22 protein-coding genes and 3 tRNA genes are annotated in these 24140 nt (G+C 68.4%); 13 read left to right on the top strand and 12 right to left on the bottom strand.

Going from position 1 to position 24140, the window contains the following annotated elements:
* Positions 1–866 (bottom strand): hypothetical protein (locus OXN85_04120; protein MCY3599143.1); only part of this gene is annotated, 866 nt, incomplete at its 3' end.
* A 213-nt stretch (positions 867–1079) separates the two neighbouring features.
* On the opposite strand from OXN85_04120, the gene OXN85_04115 reads away from it, so the two are divergent.
* Positions 1080–2231: a 6-bladed beta-propeller gene (locus OXN85_04115; protein ID MCY3599142.1), complete on the top strand. Its 1152-nt coding sequence runs from the start codon at positions 1080–1082 to the stop codon at positions 2229–2231.
* A 249-nt stretch (positions 2232–2480) separates the two neighbouring features.
* Here the strand turns inward: OXN85_04115 and OXN85_04110 are convergent, their stop codons facing one another.
* The gene (locus OXN85_04110) at positions 2481–5831 is read right to left on the bottom strand and encodes a carboxypeptidase regulatory-like domain-containing protein (GenBank protein MCY3599141.1); all 3351 of its coding nucleotides are present in this window, start codon (positions 5829–5831) and stop codon (positions 2481–2483) included.
* Between the two features lie 172 nt (positions 5832–6003).
* Here OXN85_04110 and hutF point away from each other — a divergent pair, with 172 nt between their 5' ends.
* Complete coding sequence (hutF, locus tag OXN85_04105) at positions 6004–7395, top strand: formimidoylglutamate deiminase (protein MCY3599140.1); 1392 nt, start codon at positions 6004–6006, stop codon at positions 7393–7395.
* 34 nt (positions 7396–7429) lie between these two features.
* Here hutF and OXN85_04100 read toward each other — a convergent pair whose 3' ends face one another.
* Both OXN85_04100 and OXN85_04095 read right to left on the bottom strand, forming a co-directional pair.
* Positions 7430–8464, bottom strand: coding sequence for a fructose-bisphosphate aldolase class I (locus OXN85_04100; GenBank protein MCY3599139.1), 1035 nt, complete (start codon positions 8462–8464; stop codon positions 7430–7432).
* 149 nt (positions 8465–8613) lie between these two features.
* Positions 8614–9021, bottom strand: a complete 408-nt coding sequence (locus OXN85_04095) for a hypothetical protein (GenBank protein MCY3599138.1) — start codon at positions 9019–9021, stop codon at positions 8614–8616.
* 185 nt (positions 9022–9206) lie between these two features.
* Here OXN85_04095 and OXN85_04090 point away from each other — a divergent pair, with 185 nt between their 5' ends.
* A complete protein-coding gene (locus tag OXN85_04090; GenBank protein MCY3599137.1) occupies positions 9207–10598 on the top strand; it encodes a MiaB/RimO family radical SAM methylthiotransferase in 1392 nt (463 codons plus the stop codon).
* A gap of 10 nt (positions 10599–10608) precedes the next feature.
* On the opposite strand, the gene OXN85_04085 is transcribed toward OXN85_04090, so the two are convergent.
* The 3 genes from OXN85_04085 to OXN85_04075 are packed head-to-tail and all read right to left on the bottom strand — an operon-like array spanning position 10609 to position 13020.
* On the bottom strand, positions 10609–11469 hold the full coding sequence (locus tag OXN85_04085) for an SDR family oxidoreductase (protein ID MCY3599136.1): 861 nt from the start codon (positions 11467–11469) through the stop codon (positions 10609–10611).
* 11 nt (positions 11470–11480) lie between these two features.
* A complete protein-coding gene (locus tag OXN85_04080; GenBank protein ID MCY3599135.1) occupies positions 11481–12407 on the bottom strand; it encodes a proline dehydrogenase family protein in 927 nt (308 codons plus the stop codon).
* 22 nt (positions 12408–12429) lie between these two features.
* The gene (locus OXN85_04075) at positions 12430–13020 is read right to left on the bottom strand and encodes a sulfocyanin-like copper-binding protein (GenBank protein ID MCY3599134.1); all 591 of its coding nucleotides are present in this window, start codon (positions 13018–13020) and stop codon (positions 12430–12432) included.
* A 314-nt stretch (positions 13021–13334) separates the two neighbouring features.
* Here OXN85_04075 and rho point away from each other — a divergent pair, with 314 nt between their 5' ends.
* Positions 13335–14711 (top strand): transcription termination factor Rho, encoded by a 1377-nt coding sequence (rho, locus tag OXN85_04070; protein ID MCY3599133.1) that lies wholly within the window; start codon positions 13335–13337, stop codon positions 14709–14711.
* A 13-nt stretch (positions 14712–14724) separates the two neighbouring features.
* Here rho and OXN85_04065 read toward each other — a convergent pair whose 3' ends face one another.
* Both OXN85_04065 and OXN85_04060 read right to left on the bottom strand, forming a co-directional pair.
* Positions 14725–15540 carry a TrmJ/YjtD family RNA methyltransferase gene (locus tag OXN85_04065; GenBank protein MCY3599132.1) on the bottom strand — a complete coding sequence of 272 codons (816 nt, stop codon included), beginning with the start codon at positions 15538–15540 and terminating at the stop codon, positions 14725–14727.
* A complete protein-coding gene (locus OXN85_04060) occupies positions 15537–15776 on the bottom strand; it encodes a zinc ribbon domain-containing protein (protein MCY3599131.1) in 240 nt (79 codons plus the stop codon). Before OXN85_04060 ends, OXN85_04065 begins: the two co-directional genes overlap by 4 nt.
* A gap of 101 nt (positions 15777–15877) precedes the next feature.
* On the opposite strand from OXN85_04060, the gene OXN85_04055 reads away from it, so the two are divergent.
* The 4 genes from OXN85_04055 (at position 15878) to OXN85_04040 (ending at position 17906) form a co-directional block, all read left to right on the top strand.
* Entirely contained in the window at positions 15878–16615 is a 738-nt protein-coding gene (locus tag OXN85_04055) for a hypothetical protein (GenBank protein ID MCY3599130.1), read from the top strand.
* Between the two features lie 4 nt (positions 16616–16619).
* Positions 16620–17624 (top strand): radical SAM protein, encoded by a 1005-nt coding sequence (locus OXN85_04050; GenBank protein ID MCY3599129.1) that lies wholly within the window; start codon positions 16620–16622, stop codon positions 17622–17624.
* A gap of 100 nt (positions 17625–17724) precedes the next feature.
* Positions 17725–17798, top strand: a tRNA-Val gene (locus OXN85_04045).
* Positions 17799–17833: 35 nt separating this feature from the next.
* Positions 17834–17906 (top strand) — tRNA-Gly (locus OXN85_04040).
* A 45-nt stretch (positions 17907–17951) separates the two neighbouring features.
* Here the strand turns inward: OXN85_04040 and OXN85_04035 are convergent.
* Positions 17952–18401 carry a hypothetical protein gene (locus tag OXN85_04035; protein MCY3599128.1) on the bottom strand — a complete coding sequence of 150 codons (450 nt, stop codon included), beginning with the start codon at positions 18399–18401 and terminating at the stop codon, positions 17952–17954.
* Between the two features lie 182 nt (positions 18402–18583).
* Here OXN85_04035 and OXN85_04030 point away from each other — a divergent pair, with 182 nt between their 5' ends.
* The 5 genes from OXN85_04030 (at position 18584) to fabF (ending at position 22240) form a co-directional block, all read left to right on the top strand.
* Positions 18584–19828 (top strand): 6-bladed beta-propeller, encoded by a 1245-nt coding sequence (locus OXN85_04030; protein MCY3599127.1) that lies wholly within the window; start codon positions 18584–18586, stop codon positions 19826–19828.
* 56 nt (positions 19829–19884) lie between these two features.
* Positions 19885–19968: transfer RNA gene (locus OXN85_04025), tRNA-Ser, on the top strand.
* A gap of 170 nt (positions 19969–20138) precedes the next feature.
* Positions 20139–20381 (top strand): plasmid stabilization protein, encoded by a 243-nt coding sequence (locus OXN85_04020; GenBank protein MCY3599126.1) that lies wholly within the window; start codon positions 20139–20141, stop codon positions 20379–20381.
* 11 nt (positions 20382–20392) lie between these two features.
* Positions 20393–20818 carry a type II toxin-antitoxin system VapC family toxin gene (locus tag OXN85_04015; protein MCY3599125.1) on the top strand — a complete coding sequence of 142 codons (426 nt, stop codon included), beginning with the start codon at positions 20393–20395 and terminating at the stop codon, positions 20816–20818.
* A gap of 156 nt (positions 20819–20974) precedes the next feature.
* Positions 20975–22240: a beta-ketoacyl-ACP synthase II gene (gene fabF / locus OXN85_04010; GenBank protein ID MCY3599124.1), complete on the top strand. Its 1266-nt coding sequence runs from the start codon at positions 20975–20977 to the stop codon at positions 22238–22240.
* 18 nt (positions 22241–22258) lie between these two features.
* Here fabF and OXN85_04005 read toward each other — a convergent pair whose 3' ends face one another.
* Both OXN85_04005 and OXN85_04000 read right to left on the bottom strand, forming a co-directional pair.
* Positions 22259–22516 (bottom strand): hypothetical protein, encoded by a 258-nt coding sequence (locus OXN85_04005; GenBank protein ID MCY3599123.1) that lies wholly within the window; start codon positions 22514–22516, stop codon positions 22259–22261.
* A gap of 37 nt (positions 22517–22553) precedes the next feature.
* A complete protein-coding gene (locus OXN85_04000) occupies positions 22554–23765 on the bottom strand; it encodes a tyrosine-type recombinase/integrase (protein ID MCY3599122.1) in 1212 nt (403 codons plus the stop codon).
* Positions 23766–24140 lie beyond the last annotated feature (375 nt).

Below are 24140 nucleotides of genomic sequence, written 5' to 3'. Positions count from 1 at the left end.
GCCTGGTTGGCGAGAGGAGAGCCGAGGTACGCCTCTCCGCCCATGAGCACCGCGGACAGGCCGGCCACCATGCCCCCGGCCGGTGTTAGGCGGGCGACCTCGGTCCAGTCGGTCCCGCTCCGGCGGAACAGGTAACCGGTCCCTGCCTGAGGTGGCGCGGGAGGCGTGAACTGGCTGAGCGCGAACGGCCCGGGTGCGCCCACGAGGGCCAGGTCGCCCTCGACGCTGACGGCGGCTCCGAACCGGGCGTCCGCCGGGGCATCGGACCCCGTGAGTTCGACGGACGTGAGCCCCATGTCGGACTGGACGTAGGCGAACACCGAACCGCTCGTGCCACGGCCCGGCGCGCCGATGACGCCGAACTGCCCGCCGGCCCCCACCGCCACGGAGGACCCGAAGGCGTCCCCCGGCATCGCGTCCGGGGCCTCCAGCCGCTCCCGGGAGCTCCACATGGTGCCTTCGCGGACGAAGACGTAGGCGGCGCCCCGGCTCTCGTTCTCCTTCGGCGCGCCCACCACGAGGATGTCGCCCTCGACGGCGAGTGCCTCCCCGAAACCGTCTCCGTACACTCCGCTCGGCGCCGGTATCGCGGCGACCTCCACCCAGCCGTCCCCGCCGCGTCCGAATATGTGCACGCTGCCGGGTTCGGAGCCCGGCATCGGGAACGCCGCGAACTCGCCCGGCCGCGAGACGAAGATCTCTTCGCCGGAAACGGCCGCCGCCGCCCCGAAGCCGATGATCGGGGCCCCGGCGGCATGGTTCAGGCCGCCCGCATGAGTCTGCGCCGCCGCCGAATCGGACAATGCCGAGGTGAGAAGCAGGATGATTGCGCCTACGTGAAGGCCCTCTGATTTGTGGGATCGCATGATGCCGGGCTCCTGATCGTGATGATGGCCGCGCGACCGACTGCACGGCAGTTTGGAGGTGGGAGAAGGTAGGACAACCGCCGGCCCGGCGTAACTGTCGGATCGGGCGACAGCGCTGGCGTCCTCTCCGTCCCGGGGTCCGGGCGAACACCCGCCGCCGCGGTGCGGAAGGGCAGGCGAGCACATAGGCACCACCGGCCCTGGTGAGCATGGATGCGACGACACGGATCAGCCTCTTCAATCGGATTCTTCCCCGCTATTCTGATTCTGGCAGCTTCCGGTTCCTCGGCGCAGGAGATACCCGCGCCGGGCGTCCGGGTCGACACGCTGCCCAACGGCCGGATCGTCATCTCCAATCCGGACTCGATCAGCCGGGGCCCCGCCCCATCTCTCGTGGAGGAACTACGCGTCGGATCCCTCGATGACGACTGCTCCGCCTTCGGCGACGTTTATTCGCTTGCCGTCGACGATGCGGGCCGGATCTACGCGGCGGACGCCCAAACGAACGAGATCCGCATGTTCTCGCGGGAGGGAGAGTGTCTTCGGATGTTCGGAGGAGCCGGCGACGGGCCGGGGGAGTTCGCCATGCTCGCGGGCATCGCCTGGCGGGAACCGGGGTACGTCTGGGGTCTGGATGCGCTCCGCAATAGGCTCACCGTCTTCGATACGCTCGGGGTCGCACTGGAAACGCACTCCCTGGGACGGTCGATGGGCGCCAGCCTGCCTTGGCCGATGTGGGTCGACGAGGGCGGCGGCCTGCACATCTGGAATCCCGGTGAGCGGCGGATAGACAGGTACGCTCCGGGTTCCGGGCTCACGGCAGTGGACGCGTTCCCGATACCGGAGGTAGAACGCGAGTACTATGCGTCCACGTTCCGGGAAGCCGGTCTCCGAATGAGCGCGCGATCACCCATCCCCCACTCGCCGGACATCGAGTTCACGGTGGATCGGGACGGAGAGGTCTGGCTGGCGAACGAAGCGACCTTCGACCTCCACGAAATCACCTATGCGGGAGACACGCTCCGCACGGTGACCCTGCGGAGGCCGGCACCCAGGCTGGAAGGGCGCGAGCGGGACAGTCTGGCGGTGGCTACCGGGCTCGACGAAGCGCGGCTCCCCCAACGAAAGCCGGCCCTTGAAGAGATCGATGTGGGCGCGGACGGCTGGATCTGGGTCGATACCGGCGAACGCCCGATCCGGGCGTGGGAGGTGTTCGATCCGCAGGGCATCTATCGGGGGAAGCTCGTGTCGCCTGTTCCGATTGAACCGGAGCCGTTCCCTATCTTCGGCGCGGGCACCATCACGGCCGTCACGAAGGGCGCGCTGGACGTGCAATATGTGGTGCGTCTCCGCGTGGTTCGGTGAGACTGTCTGTGCGACGCCTCCTCCAGTGAGTTTCGGTACCCTGCATCGGCTTAAGCCAATTCAGAATCCGATCTTGAATCGGCCTAAAGCTTCACAGCAACTTCCAACGATGCCCCCCGGCATCTCGGGTCGCGCCCATTTCTGGCTGGGCCGCCCAGACCTCCGCCGGCCGGCACGCGCGAACTGGACGCCGTGCCTGCTTCGAGGGCCTCCGCGCAGTGCTGGCCACCAACCTCCTTGGCACTACAGCTATCGGAAGCGGATGCCGATGCCGAACTGGGCCTGCCACTGTGAGGCGCCGATCTGCGGCAGGTAGGGAACTGCGGCGCGGACACCGCCGGTGTCTCCGAACTGGAGGGGGCCCGCGTAGCGCGCCCGGAGCGGGTCGTCCGGTTCGGGCGTCATGTTGGTCAGGTCGAAGTCGTCTTCGATACGGTCTTCGACGCTGAGCAGTTTTACGATCGGGTTCACGGTCTGGACATGCCCCCACGCGCTGTCGACCAGGTTCAGGACGTTGAGTACGTCGAGCGTCAGCGCCACTTCCGCCCCCCCCAGTCGGAAAGGCTGGCTGAACCGGAGATCAAGTTCATTCGACCACGGCGTCCGGCACGCGTTCCGGTTCAGGATCCGCCGCCGGTTCTCCAGGAGGCAGGGTTCCTGCAACATGAGCTGCTCGAACAGGATTCCGCTGATCGGGGCCTGCCCTCCTCCGGGGAAGTCGAATCCGCCCGCCGTCACGTAGATCAGATCGTTGGCGAGGTCGAGAGCCCGACCGAATCCGGGATAGGTGTCGCCGTTGATGTCGTCGGCGTAGACGTAGGAGTACGGCCTGCCGGACTGCCCTACGTACAGCAGCGACAGCCTCCCGCCTCCCAGCATCCGGGGCAGGGCGGCCGTCGCGCTCGCCACGAGCCGATGCGGCCGGTCGAAGAGTGAAGCCTGGCGCAGCGGGTCGTTCGGATCGCCCGAGACCGCCGTGAATCCGTAGTTTGCGATCGCGTCGAGCGAAGCGAGGCTCTGCACATCCGAAGAGCGGTTATACGCGTATCCGACATCCACCGATAGCCGGTCCCCGAACTGCTTGCGCAGCCGGGCGCTCACCGCGTACGAGAAGTTCCGCGCCCGGTCGCCGATCCTGATGACCTGCGCGAACGCCTCGTCCACCCGCCGCGGAATGAAAATCGGCTCCCGGGCGTCCGGCGGCTCTCCGGGAGGCGGGTCGACGAACTCGCTGCCGTCCCCCGGGTCGCCGAACACCTGGCGGGTCCCGTACCCGAATCCGTACGTGAATCCGTTCTCCTCCGTACGTTCACTATCGGGGATGGCGGGTCCGATATTCATGTCCTCGAACGCGATCTGGTTCACGGCGCGCGTGTAGATCCCCTCGAGCGACAACACGAATCCCGCCGGCAGGCGCTGGTCGATCCCGAACGAGGCCTTGAAGTCGCGGGGGAACCGGAAGTCGGGGTCGAAGGCCGTCACGGTGGGAACGCCGAAGTCGCCCCCCGATCCATCGGCGCATGCCGTCGGGGATGGGGCCCGCGGATCGAAGGTCGGAACGATCTCCGGATCGGGAACCCCGAGATTCCGCCGCCGGCACGTCAGGAAGACGGAGGAGAGACCCGTGTTCTGATACGCGTTCGCCAGCCACGCGAACGGCGGCCGCCCGGTGAACAGCCCCATCCCGCCCCGGATCTGCGTGCCGCGGTCCGCGCCGAGACCCAGGTTGAAACCGGCCCGCGGCGAGAACATGACGGTCCCGCTCGGCAGCTTGCTCGTATCGAGGCCGAACGAACTCTCCACCGCCGGATTGTGGGCCGGCGCGTCCGGCATCAGAGGCACGTCCATGCGCACGCCGAGCCGCACGTTCAACCGGTCGCCGATCCGCGCCTCCTCCTGGACGAAGGCGGAGAGCTGGTTCACCGAAAACCGCGCGGCGCCCGCGTCCTCCGCGAGAGGGACGTGGATCACATACTCGCTCGGCGTGTTCGCCTCCAGGTCTTCGGCCGAGTTGAAGTAGTAGCTGCCGAGGCTTCCGGGCAGATACTCGCGACGGATCGAAAACCGTTCGAACCCGCCGCCCAGGGTAATGTGGTGGTTCCCGAGAACCAGGGTCAGCGCGTTCGAGATCTGCAGGATGTTCTGATCGAGTTCGCCGTCCGGGCCCGAATAGTTCGAACCCGCCCGCACTTCCCTCCGGAACCCGGCCCCGGGGACGCCCCCTTGGAGTCGGACCTCGACGCGCGGGAAGAGCGCGTTCGCCGTTTCCCGATCGCGCAGGAATTGCACGTTCACCATGAGGTCGTTCGACAGTGTGGGGCTCGGCGCGGACAGCCATTGCGCGCCGATCGACTGGTTGCGCGACTCGATTCGAGTGCCGGTGGACGACATTTCGTACACGTCGCCCGGCAGGCGGTTGGTCGCGGGATCGTCCGCCGCGTAGGCGAAGTTGTAGCGCAGCATGAGGGAGTTGTTGGCGTCGGGACGCGCGTCGAAGCGTGCGAACACGTTCGCCAGATTGTTCTCCAGCGTGTACAGGCCCGCTTCACCGGCATCCGCGCCGTAGCCCCTGAGAAGTCTCGAGACGCGCCCTATGGAATCCGGGTCGAGCTTCGTCCGGACGATGTCGTCCACGCCCACCGTGAACCCATCGGGCGGCCGCTCGCGGCCCTCGACCTCTCCGGCGACAAAGAAGTGCAGCCGGTCGCGCACGATGGGACCGCCGACATCGAAGCCCGCGAACACGTTGTCCAGCTCACCGGGCTCCCGCAGGTGGCCGCCGATCAGCGCATCGCCGACCAGCGCGTCGTTGCGGAAGAATCCGAACGCCGATCCACCGAACTCGTTGGACCCCGTCCGGGTCACGGCGTTGAGGACGCCGCCGGTAAACCCGGACTGGCGGACGTCGTACGGCGCCGTGAGCACCTGGAGCTCCTCGATCGCCGCGAGCGGGATGACCCGCCCCCGCGCCTGTCCGCCAGCCACCCCGGTGGGCGAGAGGCCGAAGACGTCCTGATTGAGGGCGCCGTCCACCTGGATGTTGTTGAAGCGGATGTTCGATCCGGCCACGGAGGTGCCCATCTCGTCCACCGCCACGAGCGGGGAGAGTCGGGCGAATCCCGTGAAGTCCCTCGAGATCGTGGGGAGCGTCTCCAGGGTCTCGCGGTCGACGACGGTCGTCGAGCCCATGCGGGTGGGGTCGAACTCCGGATCCGTCTCGACCCGGACGGAGAGTTCGGGCAGGGGAACCGCCGTCTCGGAGAGTTGAACCTCGAGCCGCAGCCGCTGTCCGGCGATGAGCGTCAGGCCGTCCCGCGTCACCGGGGTCAGTCCGATGCGAGCGACGTCCAGCGTGTACGGCCCGCCGGGCCGAAGATTGGCGAGGCTGAAACGGCCCAACTCGTCGCTCAGTACCGTGTGGGTGGCGCCGGTCCGGGTGTGGCGGAACTCGACCCGGGCCCCGGCCACCGGCGCTCCGTCGGCGTCGATCACGCGCCCCGCCACGCCGGCGGTCGTGACCCCCTGGGCGGAGACGACGGACGGATGGGCCGCGAGGCCCGCGAGAAGGCCGATCAACACAACGCCGACAAGGCGACTCAAGGCGATTCTCCTCAATGCCGAGGGCATGTCCGGCGCAACGGAGCACGCCGGGACAACTCCCGGGAGATCGATATTGAAGCATCTCCGAAGATCCTAAGAGATAACGCGCAGAGGGCGGATGATGTATCGGTGGGCTACCCGCCCCGACCGACCGCCGCGTATTGTCGGAACTGTGAGTACCAAGAGCCGCACGCTGAGGTTTCGCGCGATCCTGGGCCCCGGAGGACTCGAGCGGGACCGGTCGGTCGAGGTCGCTCCGGACGGGACGATCCGCGCCATCCGCGCGGTTCGCGACGGCGGGGTCACCTACGACGGGGGACTCGCGGTTCCCGGCATGCCGAACGCGCACTCGCACATCTTCCAGTGCGCACTGGCCGGCTTCGGCGAGGAGGCGCGAGGGGACGACTCCTTCTGGAGTTGGCGCCGAGCCATGTACCGGCTGGCCAACTCGATCACCCCCGCGCAACTGTTCGACACCGCGCGGCACGGGTATGCCCGCATGCTGCGCACAGGCTTCACTCACGTAGTCGAGTTCCACTACCTGCATCATGGTCCGAACGGCGCGCGCGGGCCCGAAACAACCGAGGCCGTGCTCGCGGCGGCTGCCGAGGTAGGCCTTCCCATCAGCCTTCTGCCCGTCTACTACAGGACCGCCGGCTTCGACGGGGCCGCGCCGCACGCGGGACAGCGACGCTTCGCACACGATTCGGTGGACGACTTCATGGCCGCCGTCGAGGCACTGGGCCCGGCGGTGGCCGGGGTGGCGCCCCACTCACTCCGCGCCGTGCCCCCGGCCGACCTCGCGGAACTCGTGGCGGCGGTCGACGCGACGCTGGGCCCCGAGGCGCCGCTGCACATCCACGTCAGCGAGCAGGAACTCGAGGTCGAGGAGTGTCTCGCGGCTCGAGGCCGCACACCGATCGATCTCCTCGCGGGCACGGTCGACCTGGGCGCGCGCTGGAGTCTCGTGCATGCGACGCACGCCACGGAGGCGGAGCGTTCCCGGCTCCGGAGCGCTGGGGCGAGGGTCGTTCTGTGTCCGATCACGGAAGCCCACCTTGGGGACGGCATCTTTCCCGCCCGCGAGCACTTTCTTGCCGGTGGCGCGGTCGCAGTGGGCTCCGACGCGAACGTCCGCATCTCCGCGATCGAGGAGGCGAGGCAACTCGAATATGGGCAACGGCTGCGGGATCGCCGAAGGGCGCGTCTGGCTACCGAAGCGGGCGCGGGTCCGGTCGTCTGGTCATGGTTGGCCGAGGGTGGGGGCGAGGCTGTGGCGGGCCGGCCCGGCCGGACGGGCGGCGCCGGGGCGCCGATGCGGCTTGGGCGAATCGAACCCGGCTACCGGGCTGACTTCGTTGTCCTCGACCGGGAGGGCCCGCACACCCTGGGGCACGATTGGGAGACCGTCATGGACGCGTGGCTCGTGGCGGGCGATGAACGCGACATCGAGGCCGTGTACGTCGGAGGGGAACGACGCGTGGAGCGTGGCTCGATGGCGGGCCTGACCGAGATCCGATCCGCTTTCGGAAAGGCGATGCGAGAGATTCGGCGGGCGATCTGACCCCGGCTGCGCGCCCGGTCCCCCGCCGCAGCGCTCAGGCTGCCGCCCGCTCCAACTCCATCGACCACTTGCCGCGCGTCGCGAGGCCGTTCATGCGCGCGCGGTGCGCGAACGCCGCCTGCGCGGCCGGCCCGTTGTCCGCCGTGCCCCCCCAGGCCTGCAGCGGAGCGGCCTGCAGCGCGCGCCCGTACGAGAAGCTGAGGTTCCACGGCGTATCGAACCCCGCGTTCATCGCGTTCAGGTGGGCGGTGGCCTCGATGTCCGACTGCCCTCCCGACAGAAAGACGATGCTTGGGACCGACGAGGGAACCGCGCGCTTCAGGCAGCGCACCGTCTTCTCCGCCACCTCCGCGACCCCCGCCTGATCGGCGCAGAGCTTGCCCGACAGCACCATGTTGGGCTTAAGGACCGAGCCCTCCAGGAGCACCCGCTGGTGGAAGAGGGCCATGTACACCTGCTTGAGCGTGGCTTCGGTCGCCTCGAAGCACCGGTCGATGTCGTGGTCGCCGTCCATCAGCACTTCCGGCTCCACGATCGGCACGAGTCCCTGCTCCTGGCTGAGCGCCGCCATCCGGGCGAGCGCGTGGGCGTTCGCCCCGATGCAGTAGGCGCTCGGGATGGAGCGGTCTCCGCCGCGTCCGATGTCGATGACGGCGCGCCACTTCGTGAAGCGGGCGCCGAGTTCGTAGTACTCGGCCAGCCGCTCGCGCAGCCCGTCGAGTCCTTCGGTCACCTTCTCGCCCGGCGCCCCCGCGAGATCATGCGCCCCCTTGTCGATCTTGATCCCCGGGATCGATCCGGCATCGGAGAGAAGCTGGACGAGCGGCGTGCCGTCCGCCGCCGACTGTCGCAGCGTCTCGTCGAAGAGGATGACGCCCGAGATGCACTCGCTCAGCGCATCGCTGGTCCGGAAGAGCAGTTCCCGGTAGTCACGCCGGTTCTCCTCGGTCGATTCGACGCCGATGCCGTCGAACCTCTTCCGGATCGTACCGGAGCTCTCATCGGCCGCGAGGATCCCCTTGCCCTTGGCCCCCATGTCTTCCGCCACCTGGACGAGCTGCTGCCTCATAACAGTCCCTCCGCCCTCATTCCGGGCCGGACTTCAGTGTTGGACGCGATCCATGCGTCGGATAATTCCCGGGCATGAGGAGGGGCGTCAACGGGGTTGCCCCCGCGACGCCCCTCTCGCGCCGGACCGGAACGTCCCGGGGCTCCGGATCAGCTTGGGTCTACGGGGTCGTCCTCGAGCGTCCAGACCACCGGCGTGACCGGCGACGCCGCCTGGTTGAAGAGCATCTTCTCGAGCTGAGGCCCCGGCTCGGTCGTCTCCAGGTGCACGGCTCGGAAGTCGTAGCAGCCGGCCTCGACCGTAAAGTCCCGCTGGCCGCCGGGCTGGATCGTCCCCTCGACGGGATGGTTGGTGCCGAAAAGATCCGCGCCCCAGTCGGATGACCCGCAGGGACGCGCGAAGACGTAAATCACGGGGCCGAGCAGCCGGTTGACCACGCGTAGGGTAGAGGGGCTGTCGAACATGGGCTCCGGAATCACGGGGTCGTCTTCACCGCAGGCCGCGAGTGACAGCCCGATCGCCACGATGGCGAAGATTGCGTATCGCTTCTGTTTCACGCACCACATCTTGCATTCCTCCATGGCCGTTGTGCCGGGCCGCGCGACGACTGCCGGGTCCGCGCGCGATCCGTACTTGCCTTCGGCCGGATAAGAAACCTCTGGGAAAGATACATCGGAGCGGGGTGCAGTCCACCCGACACGTAGCGTCTCATTCGTGCTGCACCGATCTTACAAGAGAGAACGTGCGAACCCCCTCCCGAGCGACACGGCTCGGCCTCGTGAGCGACGTGAACGACAAGCCTTCCGTCTGGTTCCACACCTTCGGGTGCAAGGCGAACCAGTACGATACCGAACGAATCCGCCAGGAGTTGGAACTCCGCGGCGCGGAGACCGCGCTCCACGCCGAGGCGGCGGATGTCGCCGTGATCAACACGTGCACCGTAACGAACCAGGCGGACGCGAACGCGAGGCGCCTCGTGCGCCGACTGCGCCGCCAGCGTCCGGATCTCCGCATCGTCGTCGCCGGATGTTCGACCTCCTTCCGTGAAGCCGAGTACCGCGCGCTGGAAGAGGTGGATGGCGTCGTGCCCGGACACGACCCGTCCGCGGTCGCGCGACTCGTACCGCAACTGGGAGACTTCGCCGAGGCCGATCCGGTCACCGCGGGCGTTCCGGAGGGATCGTTCGCCCCATTGCAGCGGAATGCGCGCGGCACCCGCGCCTGGCTCAAGGTCCAGGATGGGTGCGACCGGAAGTGCTCGTTCTGCGCGACCCGGATCGCCCGCGGCGCCTCGGTGTCGCGCCCGGTCGACGAGGTCGTGGCCGAAGCCGCGACCCTCGCCCGCGCGCACCCGGAACTCGTGATCACCGGAATCCACATCGGCCACTACGGGAAGGATCTCGGTACCGACTCCCGGCCCGATGGCCCCCGCCCCCCCGCCAGCCTCGCGACGCTGTGCGAACGGCTGCTCGAGGACGTCCCCGCACGCTTCCGCCTCTCCTCCATCGAGGCGACGGAAATCGACGACCGGCTCGTGGATCTGCTCGCGGCAGCGGACGGACAGTTGGCGCCCCACCTCCACGTCCCGCTTCAGAGCGGGTCCGACAGGGTGCTTCGCCTCATGCGCCGCTGGCACACGCGGGAGGCGTATCGCGCCCGCGTCCTCGCGATCGCCGAGCGCCTGGGCGCGGTCGATTCCGGCGCGCTGGGTCTCGGCGCGGACATCATCGTTGGATTCCCGGGAGAGGGGGAGAAGGAATTCGAGGAGACGCGGGCGCTCGTGGAAGAGTTGCCCTACACCTACCTGCACGTGTTCCCCTATTCCGTCCGGGACGGAACCGTGGCGGCGAGTCTTCCGGACCGGGTACCCGGCGACGTAGCGGCGGCCCGCTCGCGAACGCTGCGGGACATCGGCCTCCTCAAGGGCCGGGCCTATTCGGAAACGCGCACAGGCACGATGGCCGACATCGTCGTGGAGGGCCGGGACGACCGCGTCGCCGGCGTGACGGGCGATTACCTGCGGGTCGAACTTCTCGGTGCCGCGAGCCCCGGTGATCGCTTCCGCGCGCGCCTGCGGGGGCGCGCCGGGCGGCTGACGGCCGCAGTGCCGGCCGACCTGCCGACCGCGGTCTGAGGTCTGCGCCTCAGCGTTCCGAGCGTCCGGCGGGAACGGTGCGGGGGCTCACGAGCGACTCGCCGCCGTCGACGACGATCACCGAGCCCGTGATCCAGTCTCCAGCCGGGGAGCACAGGAAGGTGATCATCTGCCCGATGTCGTGCGGGTGCCCCAGCCGGCCGGCGGGGATGAAACGCTCGGCGAACCCGGCGCCCGAGCGAGCGCCGAACATGTCGACTTCCTCGCTCGGGGGAGCCTCGAACGCCTTCTTCACGCCCTCGGTCGGGATGGGGCCCGGCGCAATGGAGTTCACATTGATCCCATCCCGCGCCCACTCGATGGCGAGCGTACGCGTGAGAGCGTCCACCCCGGCCTTGGCCGCCGTCGCGTGGGCCATGAGCGGCCAGCCCCGGTAGTACAGCGTCATCGAGATCGACACGATGCGTCCGTACCCCTGCTCGGCCATGACGGGGTACACGGCGCGACAGGCGTGGAAGGTGCCGAACAGGTCGATCTCCACCACGGCGCGCCAGCCGTTCGGCGACAGCTCGGCCGTCGGCGCGTAGAAGTTGCCCGCAGCGTTGTTCACGAGGATGTCGATGGACCCCAGCGCGTCCCGCGTCTCGCGCACCGCGGCTTCGAGCGCCGCCGGTTCGCGCACGTCCCCGACCGTCGGGAGCGTCCGCACCCCGTGGGCCGCGGCGAGGCGCTCCGCCGCCCGCACGACGCGCTCCTCGTTGCGGCTGAACACGCCCACGGAGGCGCCGGCCGCTGCCAGGCATTCGGCGATCCCGTACCCGATGCCGCTCCCGCCGCCCGTGATCAACGCGGTGCGGCCCGCGAGGGTATCCGGTGCGAAGACCGCGTCGACTCCGGGTTGCTCGGCCACGGCCACCGCTCCTAGCGGAACATGCTGCGGACCACGAACCACACGTTCGCGGGCCGCTCGGCCAGCCGGCGCATGTACCACGGGAACCACGCCCCCCCGTAGCTGATCAGCACCCGCAGCGGGATCCCGTCGCGCACGAGCTTCCGCTGCTCGCGCCGTCCGATGCCGTACAGCATTTCGATCTCGAACCGGCCGCCGTCGAGACCCGCCGCCGCTGCCTCCGCCGAGAGCGGCCCGATCATCGCCGGGTCGTGCGTCCCGAGCCCGAGGAATCCATCTCGCCCGTCCCCCAGGTGGTCGATGAGGCGCCGCGCGAGGGCGAGGTAGCCCTCGTCCACATCCCGCTTGTCCGGAAAGGCGATCTCGGCCGGTTCCGCGTACGCCCCCTTCACGAGCCGGATGCGGGGGCCGAATTCCATGAGCGATTCGAGGTCGTCCGCGGTCCGCCTGAGGTAGGACTGGATGCAGAGTCCGACGTTCACATGCCGACGCCGGACCGCGCGGTAGAGGGAGAGCGTCGCCTCCGTGTAGAACGACCCCTCCATGTCGATCCAGAGCGTGCTCCGGCCCTCCGCGCGCGAGGCGAGTTCCGCCACGTTCTCGACCGCGAGTTCCGGGTCCTGGTCTAGTCCGAGGTGGGTGGGCTTGATCGAGACCTCCAGGTCGAGCCCCATCTCCTCCGCCAGGTCCATGGCCCGCACGTACTCGGCGACGGATTCGCGCGTCTCCTCGGCGGTCTCGACGTTCTCGCCCAGCGTGGTGACGAGGGTGGGAACGCCTTCATCCCGCAGATGGGCGGCCTCGCCGAGCGCGTCCTCCAGCGTCTCGCCCGGCATGAACTTGCGCACCGCGCGCCGCACGAACCGACGCTCCGGCAGGCGCTGTGAGAGCCACCGGTTCGTGGAAGCCCACAGCAGCACCTTCCGGATCGTCTCCATACGCGGCCGGTTCCCCCTCGAACTAGCTCCGCAACCCGGACTCGCCCGAATCGGATACGTCGAACCCGATCCACATTCCCGTGACGGCGTGGGCCGGAACGGGGCACACGAGCGCGTACCCGCCGGCCGCGGAAGCCGTGAAGCTGATGCTCTCGGTGCCGCCGCCGGGCGCTGTGGCCTCCGTCATCGAAGTCGCGTTCGAGGTGACCGCGCCCTCGAAGACGGGCGTGGCGTCGTCGAAAACCGCGGGGTAGCTCGCGGCTCGCTGGAGGACGCTGAAGCTGTGGTAGTTGACCGGATCCCGATTCTCGAAGTTGACGGTGACGGCGTATCCGACAGGCACGACGACCGTGGCCTCGCCGTTTGCGTAGCCGTTGAAGTTCCAGCGGTTGTTCGCGTCCGTCGAGCCCGCGACGAGATCGATCGTCACGGTGCGCGCGCCGTCGTCCACCGAGATCCAGTCCACGGCCATGGGCCCCGAAGCCGCGGCGGCGGCCTCCGTGGCGGCGGCGGGGGCCGGCGCCGGCGCGGGTGATGGCTGGTCGCTCTCGCCGCCGCCGCATCCGAAGAGGGCGACCGCGCCGAGGGCCGATAGTGTGGATCGCTTCATCATTCTATTTCACTCCGGAGTTCTTCTGTGATGAGATTCATAAGGCACACGTCGAAGGCGCTCCCCCGGCCCGTCGCGTTCCCGTCGCGTTCGTGCCGAACGGAGCGCCCGGAATATACAGGATCTCGATCCGCCGGCTACGCCAGCGCGCGCCGGGAACTCCCGGAACTGGCGCGAGCCCCGGATGCGCCCCACATTCAACCGATTCCGGGGGGATCCCCAACCCCCGTTTCCCGGCGCGGTCGATTCGGCCCCGGGGAGTCTCGAAGTCGCGAATCCGGTCCGGCTTCGCGGAGTACAACTAAAGAGTTGGTGCATTGACGAACAACACATCACAGCCCCGCGGCGGCTCCCCGCGAGGGGGCGGAGGACAGCCCGGCGGCAAGGGGCAGCCCAGAGGCCGGGCCAAGGGATCCGGCAAGGGATCCGGCGGCCGCGGCGGAAAGGGTCGCAACCGTCGGCGCCGTTCGCGCGGTCGCCGCAACCGGGGAGGACAGGGGTCCCGCCAGCAGCGGCCCAGCCAGCAGGATACGGCCGCCGAGGTTCCGGAGGGTCCGAAGGACGGCTACCTGGGCCTCATCGAGCGGCTCGGCAACGGCACGGGGTTCATCCGCCGCCAGCACGCCGGGTATACCCCGAGCGACGACGACATCTACGTGAGCCCGAAGATCGTTTCCCGCTACGATCTGCGGACGGGAGACGAGATCTGCGGCCAGGCCGGCCGCCCTCCCCGGCCCGGCAAGAGCCCCCCGCTCCGGCACCTCCACACCGTCAACGGCCACCCCCCGGACCAGCTCGGACGGCGCCGGCAGTTCGACCGCCTGAGCGCGATGCACCCGGATCGGCGTCTGCGGTTGGAGTGCGGGCTCGAGCGCCGCGGCCAGCCCGACTACACGAACCGGATCATCGATCTCATCTGCCCCATGGGGATGGGCCAGCGGTCGCTCATCGTCGCGCCCGCCAAGGCCGGCAAGACGATGGTTCTGCAGGCGATCGCCGAGGGCATCTCGAAGAACCACCCCGATTCCACGATCCTCATCCTCCTCGTTGACGAGCGTCCGGAGGAAGTGACGGAGATGGAGGCGACGGGACTCGGCGAGGTCACCGCCTCGAGCTTCGACCACCGGGCCGAACGCCACGTGCAGGTCGCCGAGATCACGCTCGAGCGCGCGCGGCGCCTCGCGGAGATGGGACAGGACGTCGTCCTCATCCTCGATTCGATCACGCGGCTGGCGCGCGCGTACAACACGACGGAGGAGGGAAGCGGACGCACGCTCACGGGCGGCATCGACGCGAACTCCCTCGAGAAGCCGAAGCGCTTCTTCGGCAGCGCGCGCTGCGTCCCGGAGAGCAAGGGCGGCGGCTCGCTCACGATCGTCGCGACGGCGCTCGTCGACACCGGCTCGCGGATGGACCAGGTGATCTTCGAGGAGTTCAAGGGGACGGGGAACAGCGAACTCGTCCTCGACCGGGATATTTCGGACCGCCGGATTTTCCCCGCGATCGATCTCAACTCCAGCGCGACGCGGCGGGAGGAACGCCTGATGAACGACGACGAACTCCTCGTCGCGCAGGCGATGCGGCGCGAACTCAGCACCTACCCGCCGGTCGAAGCCATGCAGGAAGTCCTCGGGCTCATGCGGCAGACCGACTCGAACGAGGAACTCGTCTCGAAGCTGCGCCAGCGGATCTAGCTCGGACTGCGGGCTAGGCTTCCGCTTCTGCTTCCGCCTCCGCGCGCTCGCGGGCGCGCTTCTTCTCTCTCCGGGCGAAGTTCAGCACCTCGTACGCCACCGCGAGGATGAGGCCGAGTTCGCGCCGGTCGAGGTCCGCGCGCTGAAAGATGTTCCGGAAACTCCGCATCTTCGGCGCCGGGTCGATGCCGTGGAAGAGGCCCGCCTCCTCCATCGCCCGTTCCCAGATATCGAAGAACTCCTCCAGTTCGCCGTGCAGGGCCGGCGGCGTCCGGCGCCGCCGCTTGCCCGCCAAGTCGCGAGCTTCCCAGTCGGCCGGGCCCAGCGCGGCCTTCCGCAGTTCGTACAGGATGATGACGGCCGCGTGGGCGAGGTTCATCGACGTGTGGTCCGGGTTCGTGGGGATGCACACGAGTCCGTGACAGAGGTCGAGCGCCTCGTTGGAGAGACCCCGGTCTTCGCGGCCGAACACGACGGCGAGTCTCCCCTCGCGCCCGCCGACGGGGCCGGCAAACTCCGTCGCGGCGGCCTCGGGACTCCACCACTCGTGCCGGGTGGAACGCCGGCGGGCGGTTGCGCCGAGCACGTAACTCGCATCGGCGACGGCGGAGGGGAGGTCGTCGAAGATGCGGATGCGTTCCACAACATCCTCGGTGTCGTGCGCGATCCCGGTGATGCGCCAGGCATCGAACTCCGCGGGGTTTACAAGCCGGAGACGCGACAGGCCCATATTCTTCATCGCGCGGATCACGAGCGCGATGTTGACGACATCCTGCGGCTCGTGGAGGACGATGCATGTCCGGTCGAGCCGTGCGCGGCCGTGGGTCACGTCCGGGTCAGACCCTCCGGGCGCGAACCCTTCCACTTGCGCCCGCGGCGCGGACGGAGCGCCGGATAGCCCGTCTCGCCGCAGCCGGGGCAGGTCTCGGTGTAGGCGCCGATCGCGTCGCCGCAGACCGCGCAGTGCACGCCGACCTCATCGGGTGCGAACGACAACGGCGCGCCGCACTTCTGGCAGGTCTGATCGGATCGCCCCACGGAAGCGCCGCACTCCGGGCAGTCCATCCGGGTGTCGATGCGCTGGTCGCCGATCGAATCCTCCTCTTTCGCGCGCCCCGTCCGGGGCACCGCGGGCCGGGTGACGGTAGTTTCAGCGGGAAACGGCCATGCCGCGGGACACAAAGCTACGGTGGAGAGCGGTTTTGGGGCAGGACCAGATCGACAGGGTCGGTGGCGAGGCCGGCGGCGCGTCCGAGGCGGAGGGCCGGACGCACCTCGGGCCCGCGGTCTGGATCTGCGGCGGGCTGATGATCGCGATCGGCCTCACGACGTCGATCCTCCTCCTGCGCGACTTCCAATCCGACAGTTATCTGTATCTCGCCTTCTACTCCATCCCGGCCAACACGGCGATCTCCGTCTTCCCCCACGAGCCCGTCCTCATCTACTTCGGGAAGGTCGCGGACCTGTGGCTCGCCGCGGCGTGGGCCACGCTGGGCACGGCGATTGCGGGGATCATGGACCACCTTGTCTTCGTCCCCCTCCTGAACCTGCAGAACATCCGGGCCTACAAGCGCAAGAGGTTCTACCGGAAGGCGATCTCCTGGTTCATGAGGTGGCCCTTCGCCACCATCGTGGCGACCGGCTTCGCGCCCATCCCCTTCTTCCCCTTCAAGTTCCTGGCATTCTCCATCCAGTACCCCATGTGGAAGTGGGTCGCGGCGCTGGTGGTCGCCCGTTTTCCCCGCTATTACCTTCTCGCTTTCCTCGGAGCCACGATTCCGATCCCGAACTGGGTGCTGATCGCATGCGTCGCCGTGGTCTTCGCGATGTACCTCGTGAAGGCCATCCCCGAGGGGGTCAAGCGTTGGAAGGCGAGGCACCAGGCAGACACTGGGCAGGGTTGAGCGGATGCCGAACATCTCCGGAGCCATGGCCGCACGCATGCTCGCGCGGGGCATCCGGAACCGGATTCAGAACAAGCCGCTCTCCGTCTCGTTCGAGATCACGCACGCGTGCACGGCGAACTGCTGGCACTGCAACTGGGGCGGACCGATCAAGGAGGAGCGCCTCGGGGCCGCGGAGTACGCGGCGATCTGCCGGGAGCTTCGGCCCGTCGTGTCGCACGCCTCCGGAGGGGAACCGCTCGCGCGCGGAGACGTGTACGACATCGTCGACGCGATGACGAACAAGGGCGGGCTGCCCTGGATGATCGTGGTCACGAACGCGTCGAACCTCACGCCGGAACGCTTCTTCCGTCTCAAGGACAGCGGGATGCACCAGTTGTCCACCTCGCTCGACTTCCCCGACGAACGGCACGACGAGTTCCGCCGCATCCCGGGCCTGTTCGACCGCATGGGCCGCGTGGTGCCCGAGATCCGCCGCCAGAGCGCGGACACGGACGACATCCTGCTCAACGTGTGCATCACCGCGTGGAACTACCGGGACATCGGAGACATGGTGCGCGTGGCGAAGGACTGGGGCGTGCCGATCAACTTCTCCGTCTACACGCACCTGCGCGTGCAGGACCGGGACGGGCTCATCGAGGGGGATGGGCTGGATGGGCTGGCGGAGAGCCTGCAGGAGGTCATCGACCTCCGCAACGCCGGGTATCCGGTCTACACGACGCCGCGCGTGCTGTGGAAATTCCACCGGTTTCTGACGGAGGGAGGGATCCCCGGGTGTCAGGCGGGACGCCGCTTCCTCGTCATCAACCCGGACGGCAGGCTCACGCCGTGCGCGATGGTGATGGCGTACTTCGACCGGCAGGAGGACATGCTGGAGAAGTTCACGAAGCAGAACGCGTGCCAGCAGTGCTACATCTCCACGCGGGCGAACACCGAGAAGAGCGTCCGCGAGTTCGTGCAGGACAACACCGACGCCTTCCTGAAGCTGCTCACGCCCTGGCGGAACTGACCGCCGGGAGGTCCGCCGAGGGCCCCACGCCGACCGCCCGCAGCTTTGACAGGGGACAGGGCTTCCCCGTAACATCGCTGGCCCTTTGAGGGGACTGTCCGGGGCGGTAGCTCAGCTGGCCAGAGCGCTGCGTTCACATCGCAGAAGTCGGGGGTTCAAGTCCCTCCCGCCCCATTGCAGCACACGGCAGCGACAGCACACGGCAGCGCGCGGGCGTAGCTCAGTTGGTAGAGCGTCAGCTTCCCAAGCTGAAGGTCGCCGGTTCGAGACCGGTCGCCCGCTTTTTTCCGCCGCGGGCTGCTGGCGTCATGCGCGGGCCTGCTGGCGTCAGGCGCCGTCTCCCTCGGCCCGGGCGCCGGAGAAGGTTCCCGTGATCACGGCCGGCATTCCTTCCGGGCGGACCTCGAAGGTGCCGCTGACCTCGCCCTCCGCCATCGTGCCCTCGAAGATGAACTCTCCCGTTTGCCCCTGATCCTCGATGCGCACGGTGAATCCGAAGCCGTCTCCCTCGACCGAGATGTCGGACATGTCCCGGGTGTAGCTCTGTCCCGCCGCGTCGCCGGTCCAGCTTCCCGTCAACGTTCCGTCTTCCGCCGCCTCGATCGTCCAGGTCATGGAGATGGTGGGGGCTCCCGGCATGCTGGGGGTCTCCGCCGTGGCCTCCCACGTGCCGACGAGCCAGGACTCCTGCGCCTGCACACCGCCGTAAGAGACGGCCATCGCCGCGACTGCCACGAGCCCCGCCAATCCGACCCGGAACCGTCCGATCCTCGTCATCGCTTCTCTCCCTTCGCGCGCCCGCCCGCGGAGGCGCCGCCGATCCTGAGGCCATTCTTTCGAAGCTCGAAGGTGCTGGTCGCCGCAGCGTCGGACAACCTATCCTCGAGCGGTAGTTTCTACGGGGAGCGCCCTCACGCGTCCGAGGGGGCGCTCTCGCGCGTCCGGCCAGGAGGTGAGCGATGAGAGATTCATGGGTGGCCGTACTCTCGGTGGCATTCGCCGCCTGCGGCACCGGCTCGGAGGTCGCGCGCGGCCCGCAGGTGGTGACCGACAGGATCGGCGACACGGTGGTCGTTCGCACCCTTTCGGGGAGCGTGTGGGGCGGGGACGCGACGCTCGTTCCGGAGCTGTCGATCGGCGAGGTGGAGGGCCCGGACGAATATCTCTTCGGCCGCATCGGGTCCATCGCGGTGGATGACGACCGCAACGTCTACGTGTTCGATCAGCAGGCCCGGGAAGTCCGCGTATTCGACCCGGAGGGCGGCCACGTGCGGACCCTGGGAGGGCCCGGACAGGGCCCCGGCGAGTTGGAGCGGCCCGAGGCGATGGCCCTGCTCCCCGACCGGCGGGTCGTCGTGCGCGATCCGGGCAATGCGCGCCTGCAGGTCTACGGCCCCGAAGAAGAGTCCCTGGAAGAGTGGCCCTATATCCCGGCCTTCTATTCGAACCGTCCGCTCTGGACGGATGACCGCGGCAGGACGTACGTGGCGGCCCGCGACCTGTCCGATGCGACCGGTTTCGGTCGCGACCTGCTGGCCGTCTTCGATCCCGATGGAACGCCCCGCGACACGTTGGCGCCGCCGCACGGCGACTTCGAGGCCGAGACCGTCACGGGGGAGAGGAACGGCGCCATGGCGACATACGGAGTCCCGTTCGCGCCACGGGCGATCTGGGTCGTCCACCCCAGCGGACACTTCGCCAGCGGAATCTCGTCCAGTTATGCAGTCGACCTCGAGGTTCCGGATGGCGTCCTCCGAATCGAGCGAACGCACGAGCCCGCCCGCGTCTTCCCCCGCGAGGCGGATCAGGCTCGCGCCCAGACCGAGCGCGGCATCGGGATGACCGTCCCGGGCTGGACGTGGGACGGACCGTCCATCCCTGACACGAAGCCGCCCTTCACCGGGCTCTACCCCGGACGGGACGGCCGCGTATGGGTGCGGGTCGCCACCGAGGCTCAGGAGGTCGAGAACGAGGACCACGACCCGGACAGTCCGCTCTCCACCCCCTTCGTGTGGCGGTCTCCGCTCCGCTTCGATGTGTTCGAAGCCGACGGAACCTACCTGGGAGCCGTGAATCCGCCCGAAGACTTCTCCTCCAACCCCTTCCCCGTGTTCGACGGCAACGACGTGTGGGCCGTCAGCCGGGACGACCTCGGCATCCAACGCGTGGTCCGATACCGAATCACCCTCGCCCCCGACACCTGAAGCGCTCCGTCACCTTGATCGGCCCCCGTCACCGGGACAGTTTCCGGGCCACACCCGGAGGGGTGGCAGAGCGGCTGAATGCACCGGTCTTGAAAACCGGCGGGCGTAAGCCCACGTGGGTTCAAATCCCACCCCCTCCGTTTAGAAGTAGGGCGTAAGCCCACGTGGGTTCGAACCGAGCGACCGAAAGGGAGCGAGCTCGGCGAGTCCCGCGGAACGTGGGGAAGCCAGATCGACAACAAGGGTCGCCGTCGGGTTGCTAGCAACGCTAGCAGCTTGTTACTCTTGTCTCCATAAGGAGGCATCGAGCTTGGCGAACATTACCATCCGTAACCTTGACGACGATATACGGACCCGCCTGCGCGTGCGCGCGGCGGGCAACGGCCGTTCGATGGAAGAAGAGGTGAGGCAGATCCTGCGCAAGGCCGTCGGGCCTGCACCGAAATCCAAGGATCTCACGAGCATCATTCGTTCCCACTTCGGGCCGACGAACGGCGTGGATCTGGAGTTGCCGCCGCGGGAGTCAGGGCGCGAGCCGCCTTCCTTCGAGTAATCTCCAGGGCCATGGCCACGCTGCTCGACACCAACGTCGTCTCCGAACTGATTCGAAGGTCGCCCGAGCCCGCCGTCGCAGCCTGGGCCTCGGGCCATCTCGTCGAGGACTTGTTCTTTTCGGCGGTGAGCGAAGCGGAGCTACGCTACGGCGTGGCGATCCTCGCGGCGGGTCGTCGCCGCGACACGCTGTTGTTCGACGTCGAGACGATGCTCCGGGACGCCTTCGAAGACCGGGTGCTACCCTTCGACAGCGATGCCGCTCGCGCGTACGGCCACATTGCGGCCAAGCGCCGCTCCTCCGGGCGCCCCGTTGCGCCGGCGGACTGCCAGATCGCGGCGATCGCGGCATCCCGCCACATGGCGGTAGCGACGCGCAACGTTCGTGACTTCGAGGGCATGGGTATCGAAATCGTGGACCCCTGGGCCGCGACTTGACTGCCCCGACCAGAGCTCCCCCATGTCCGGTCTTCGGGGCCGCCGTATTATCTCCCCCCAACGCGGGGTGAGGGGCGGAACGAAGTCGATCCCACGATTCGATGACGGGATCCTTCCGTCCGGAGGCCGAACGAGAATGGCGGGAGGAGCATCCGCTTGATCCACACCGATCCACCGAGGCGTGTCGTCATCACGGGCGTCGGGATGGTCACGCCCATCGGTCTCGACGTGGATTCCACCTGGGACGCGCTGCTACGCGGCGTGAGCGGTGCGGGTCCGATCACGCTCTTCGACCCGTCCGGTCAGGCCGTCCGCTTCGCCTGCGAGGTGAAGGGCTTCGACCCGCTGCAGTACCTGGATCGGAAGGGAGCGCGCCGCGCGGACCGGTTTCTGCAGCTCGCCATTGCCGCGGGCTCCCAGGCCATGGAACAGGCCGGGTTCGGCGACGGGCTCGCCCACCTGCCTCCGGATCGGACGGGGGTCGTTGTCGGCGTCGCGGTCGGCGGTCTCCCGTTGCTGGAGGCGCAGCACAGGAAGCTGCTGTCGAAGGGACCTCGATTCGTCTCCCCCCTGCTGATCCCGATGTTCATCCCGGACATGACGGTCGGACTCCTGTCCATCGTGTACGGGGCGCGCGGCCCGAACTACGCGACCGTGTCCGCCTGCGCGTCGAGCGGCCACTCGCTCGGCCTCGCCTTCCGCTCGATCCGGAGGGGGGAGACGGATGTGATGATCGCTGGGGGCACGGAGTCCGCCATCACTCCGCTCGCGGTCGCGGGCTTCGCGTCGATGGGGTCGATGTCGACGCGCAACGACGACCCGGAGAAGGCCTGCCGTCCCTTCGACGCACGGCGCGACGGCTTCGTGCTGGGGGAAGGCTCGGGGATGCTGATTCTCGAGGAACTGGAGCACGCGAGGGCGCGGGATGCGCGAATTCTGGGGGAGATCGTCGGTTTCGGGCAGAGCGCGGACGCCTATCACATGACGGCCCCCGCTCCAGATGGCGTCGGCGCCCGGCTGGCCATGCAGCAGGCGATCGAAGACGCCGGCCTCGCACCCGGCGACATCGGCTACATCAACGCGAACGGGACCGCAACGCCGGTCGGGGACGCCGCCGAGACGAAGGCGATCAAGGAAGTGCTGGGCGAGCACGCGCGATCCACGGTGGTGGGCGCGACGAAGTCGATGACGGGTCACCCGCTGGGGGCTGCCGGGGCCATCGAGGCCGTGATCTCCATGATGGTCTGCAGGCACGGCGTCATCCCGCCCACGATCAACTTCGAGGAGGCGGACCCCGAGTGCGATCTCGAATACGCCCACGGCGGTCCCATCCGGCGCCCCGTCCCGGTCGCCCTCTCGAACTCGTTTGCCTTCGGCGGGCACAACGCCTGCCTGGCAATCCGCCGCTGGAACGACAACTGACCCGAACGGCGGGTGGGGTTACTCGGTGCCGAAGAGGCGGGCGTGGAGTTGGACGTTGTGCTCCGCGATGAGTTTTGGAACCTCGATCGCGTTCACCACGAGCCAGGCGAAGGTGCCGACGCCCCACACGATGCCGATGGCGTAGAAGGTCCACGCGCGGCGCACGAACTCGTCGAAACCGCCCGACACATCGGCCATTTCGGCTGACGCGAAGCCCACGAAGAGCCAGAGCATGGCGCCGGCCATGACGACGGAGAACAGAAGTTGGGCCAGCATTTGCCGTCCCGTGCGGATCTGTTTTGATCCATTGAAGTTACGGGATTCTGCGGGCGATTTCCCGCCGTTCGGTTCCCGCCGAGTGGATTTCAGCCTGCGGCCTGCGGCGGCTCCTGATTGCCTGCCTGAGTTGGGCCTCGTCGGGCTGCTGATAGCAGCGCAGCACCGTCTTGGCAGCCTTCCAGCCTCCGAGCTCGCAGAGCACCTTGAGGGGCAGGTCCATCAGGTCGCTGGCGAACTTCCGCCTCAGCGAGTGCCAGCCCCTTCCGCGCTTCGGCTCCAGTCCCGCGAGCCGCTCCGCCCGCTTCCACCAGAAGCGCGTCTGCGGGAAGCCCACGCACTCCGAGGGATTCCGGGTCGCGGGCATGACCGGCGCGTCCGCGCCAGCGGGGTTGCGCCTTCGCGCCTCCTCCAAGGCGGCCAACGCCTCTTCGGTCAAGGGCGTTGTGTGCTCGTAGCCCGTCTTCTCGTGCTGCGCGCGCCAGCGGATAGTTTCGCCCTCGAAGTCCACATCGGACCACAGCAGGTTGCGAACCGCGCCGATCCGGTGCCCCGTTTCGTGCGCGAGCACGAGCGCGACATGAAACCGCCAGTCCAACCGCTTCGAGACCCCGAGCAGCGCTCGGTACTCCTCTTCGGTGAGAACAACCCGGGTGGGGTTCTTCTCGACGGGCTTCCGGAGGCCCTTGAGCGGGTTCCTGTCCAGCAGCAGGCGGCCCTGCTCGTCCCTCGATCTCGCCGCCCAGTTGAGCACCGCCATCAGGAACGTCAGGTCCGCTTCGATCGTCCGGTTGCCCACCGGCCGACCACTGGGACCGACTGTTCCCGCGCGGCGCTCCCTGATGAACCGGTCCCAATCACGCTGGGATAGGGTCTCCGGCCTTCGGTCCCTGCCGAAGAACTTGAGGAACATCGCCATCGCGGCTCTGTCCCGTTGCCAAGACTTCCGCCTCTTGGAGGGCGTCACCTCTTCACCGTAGATGTCAAAGAGCATCTCCAGGGTGAGCGGCTCCGGCTCGGCTTCCGCCTCGCCGTTCAGGTCCGGGGCGGCGAACCCGGCAGCGAACTCGTCCGCCTGCCGTTTCGCCCTCGCCCAGTCGCGGTGTCCGAGCGACCGGGTGAGCCTCCGCCCGTTCTCGCGCCACTCGACCTGGAACAGGCCGGTCTTCGGGTCTGGAAACACCCTGACCCTGTTCCGGCCCCACTCGCCGGCGCCGTAGCTCCGGCGGCCTTTTCTCGTGCGTGCCATCGTTCGATTCCTCTCGTTCGATGGACTGCACGATCTGCGCGAATGAAACTTCGCGGCGACGGCGCGCGTCGTCCAGAGTTGGCGCCCCGGCCGGCTTTCGGGCGGACGCGCCACGGGGGCGCTGGTTTCTGCGGTTGGTTGAGGAGCCAGATGTGTAAACGCTTCACGTTTACTCTGGTCGGGGGATGCCCCCGAGCCCCCTGAACGACACTTCCGCGCGCCACCAAAGGAGGCCGCCCGACATGCCCCGTCCCCGGAAGCCCGAGGCCGAACTTCGCAGCCGCACGATCGGCGTCCGCGTCAACGCCGCGGAGGCCGCGGAGATCGCCGAGCGGGCCGGAGCGGCCCGCATGACGACGGGCGGCTACATGCGCC

This window comes from Candidatus Palauibacter australiensis, from assembly GCA_026705295.1.
Taxonomy (GTDB): domain Bacteria; phylum Gemmatimonadota; class Gemmatimonadetes; order Palauibacterales; family Palauibacteraceae; genus Palauibacter; species Palauibacter australiensis.
Note: the sequence above shows the minus strand (reverse complement) of the source record. Positions and strands in the feature narration are given on the sequence as shown.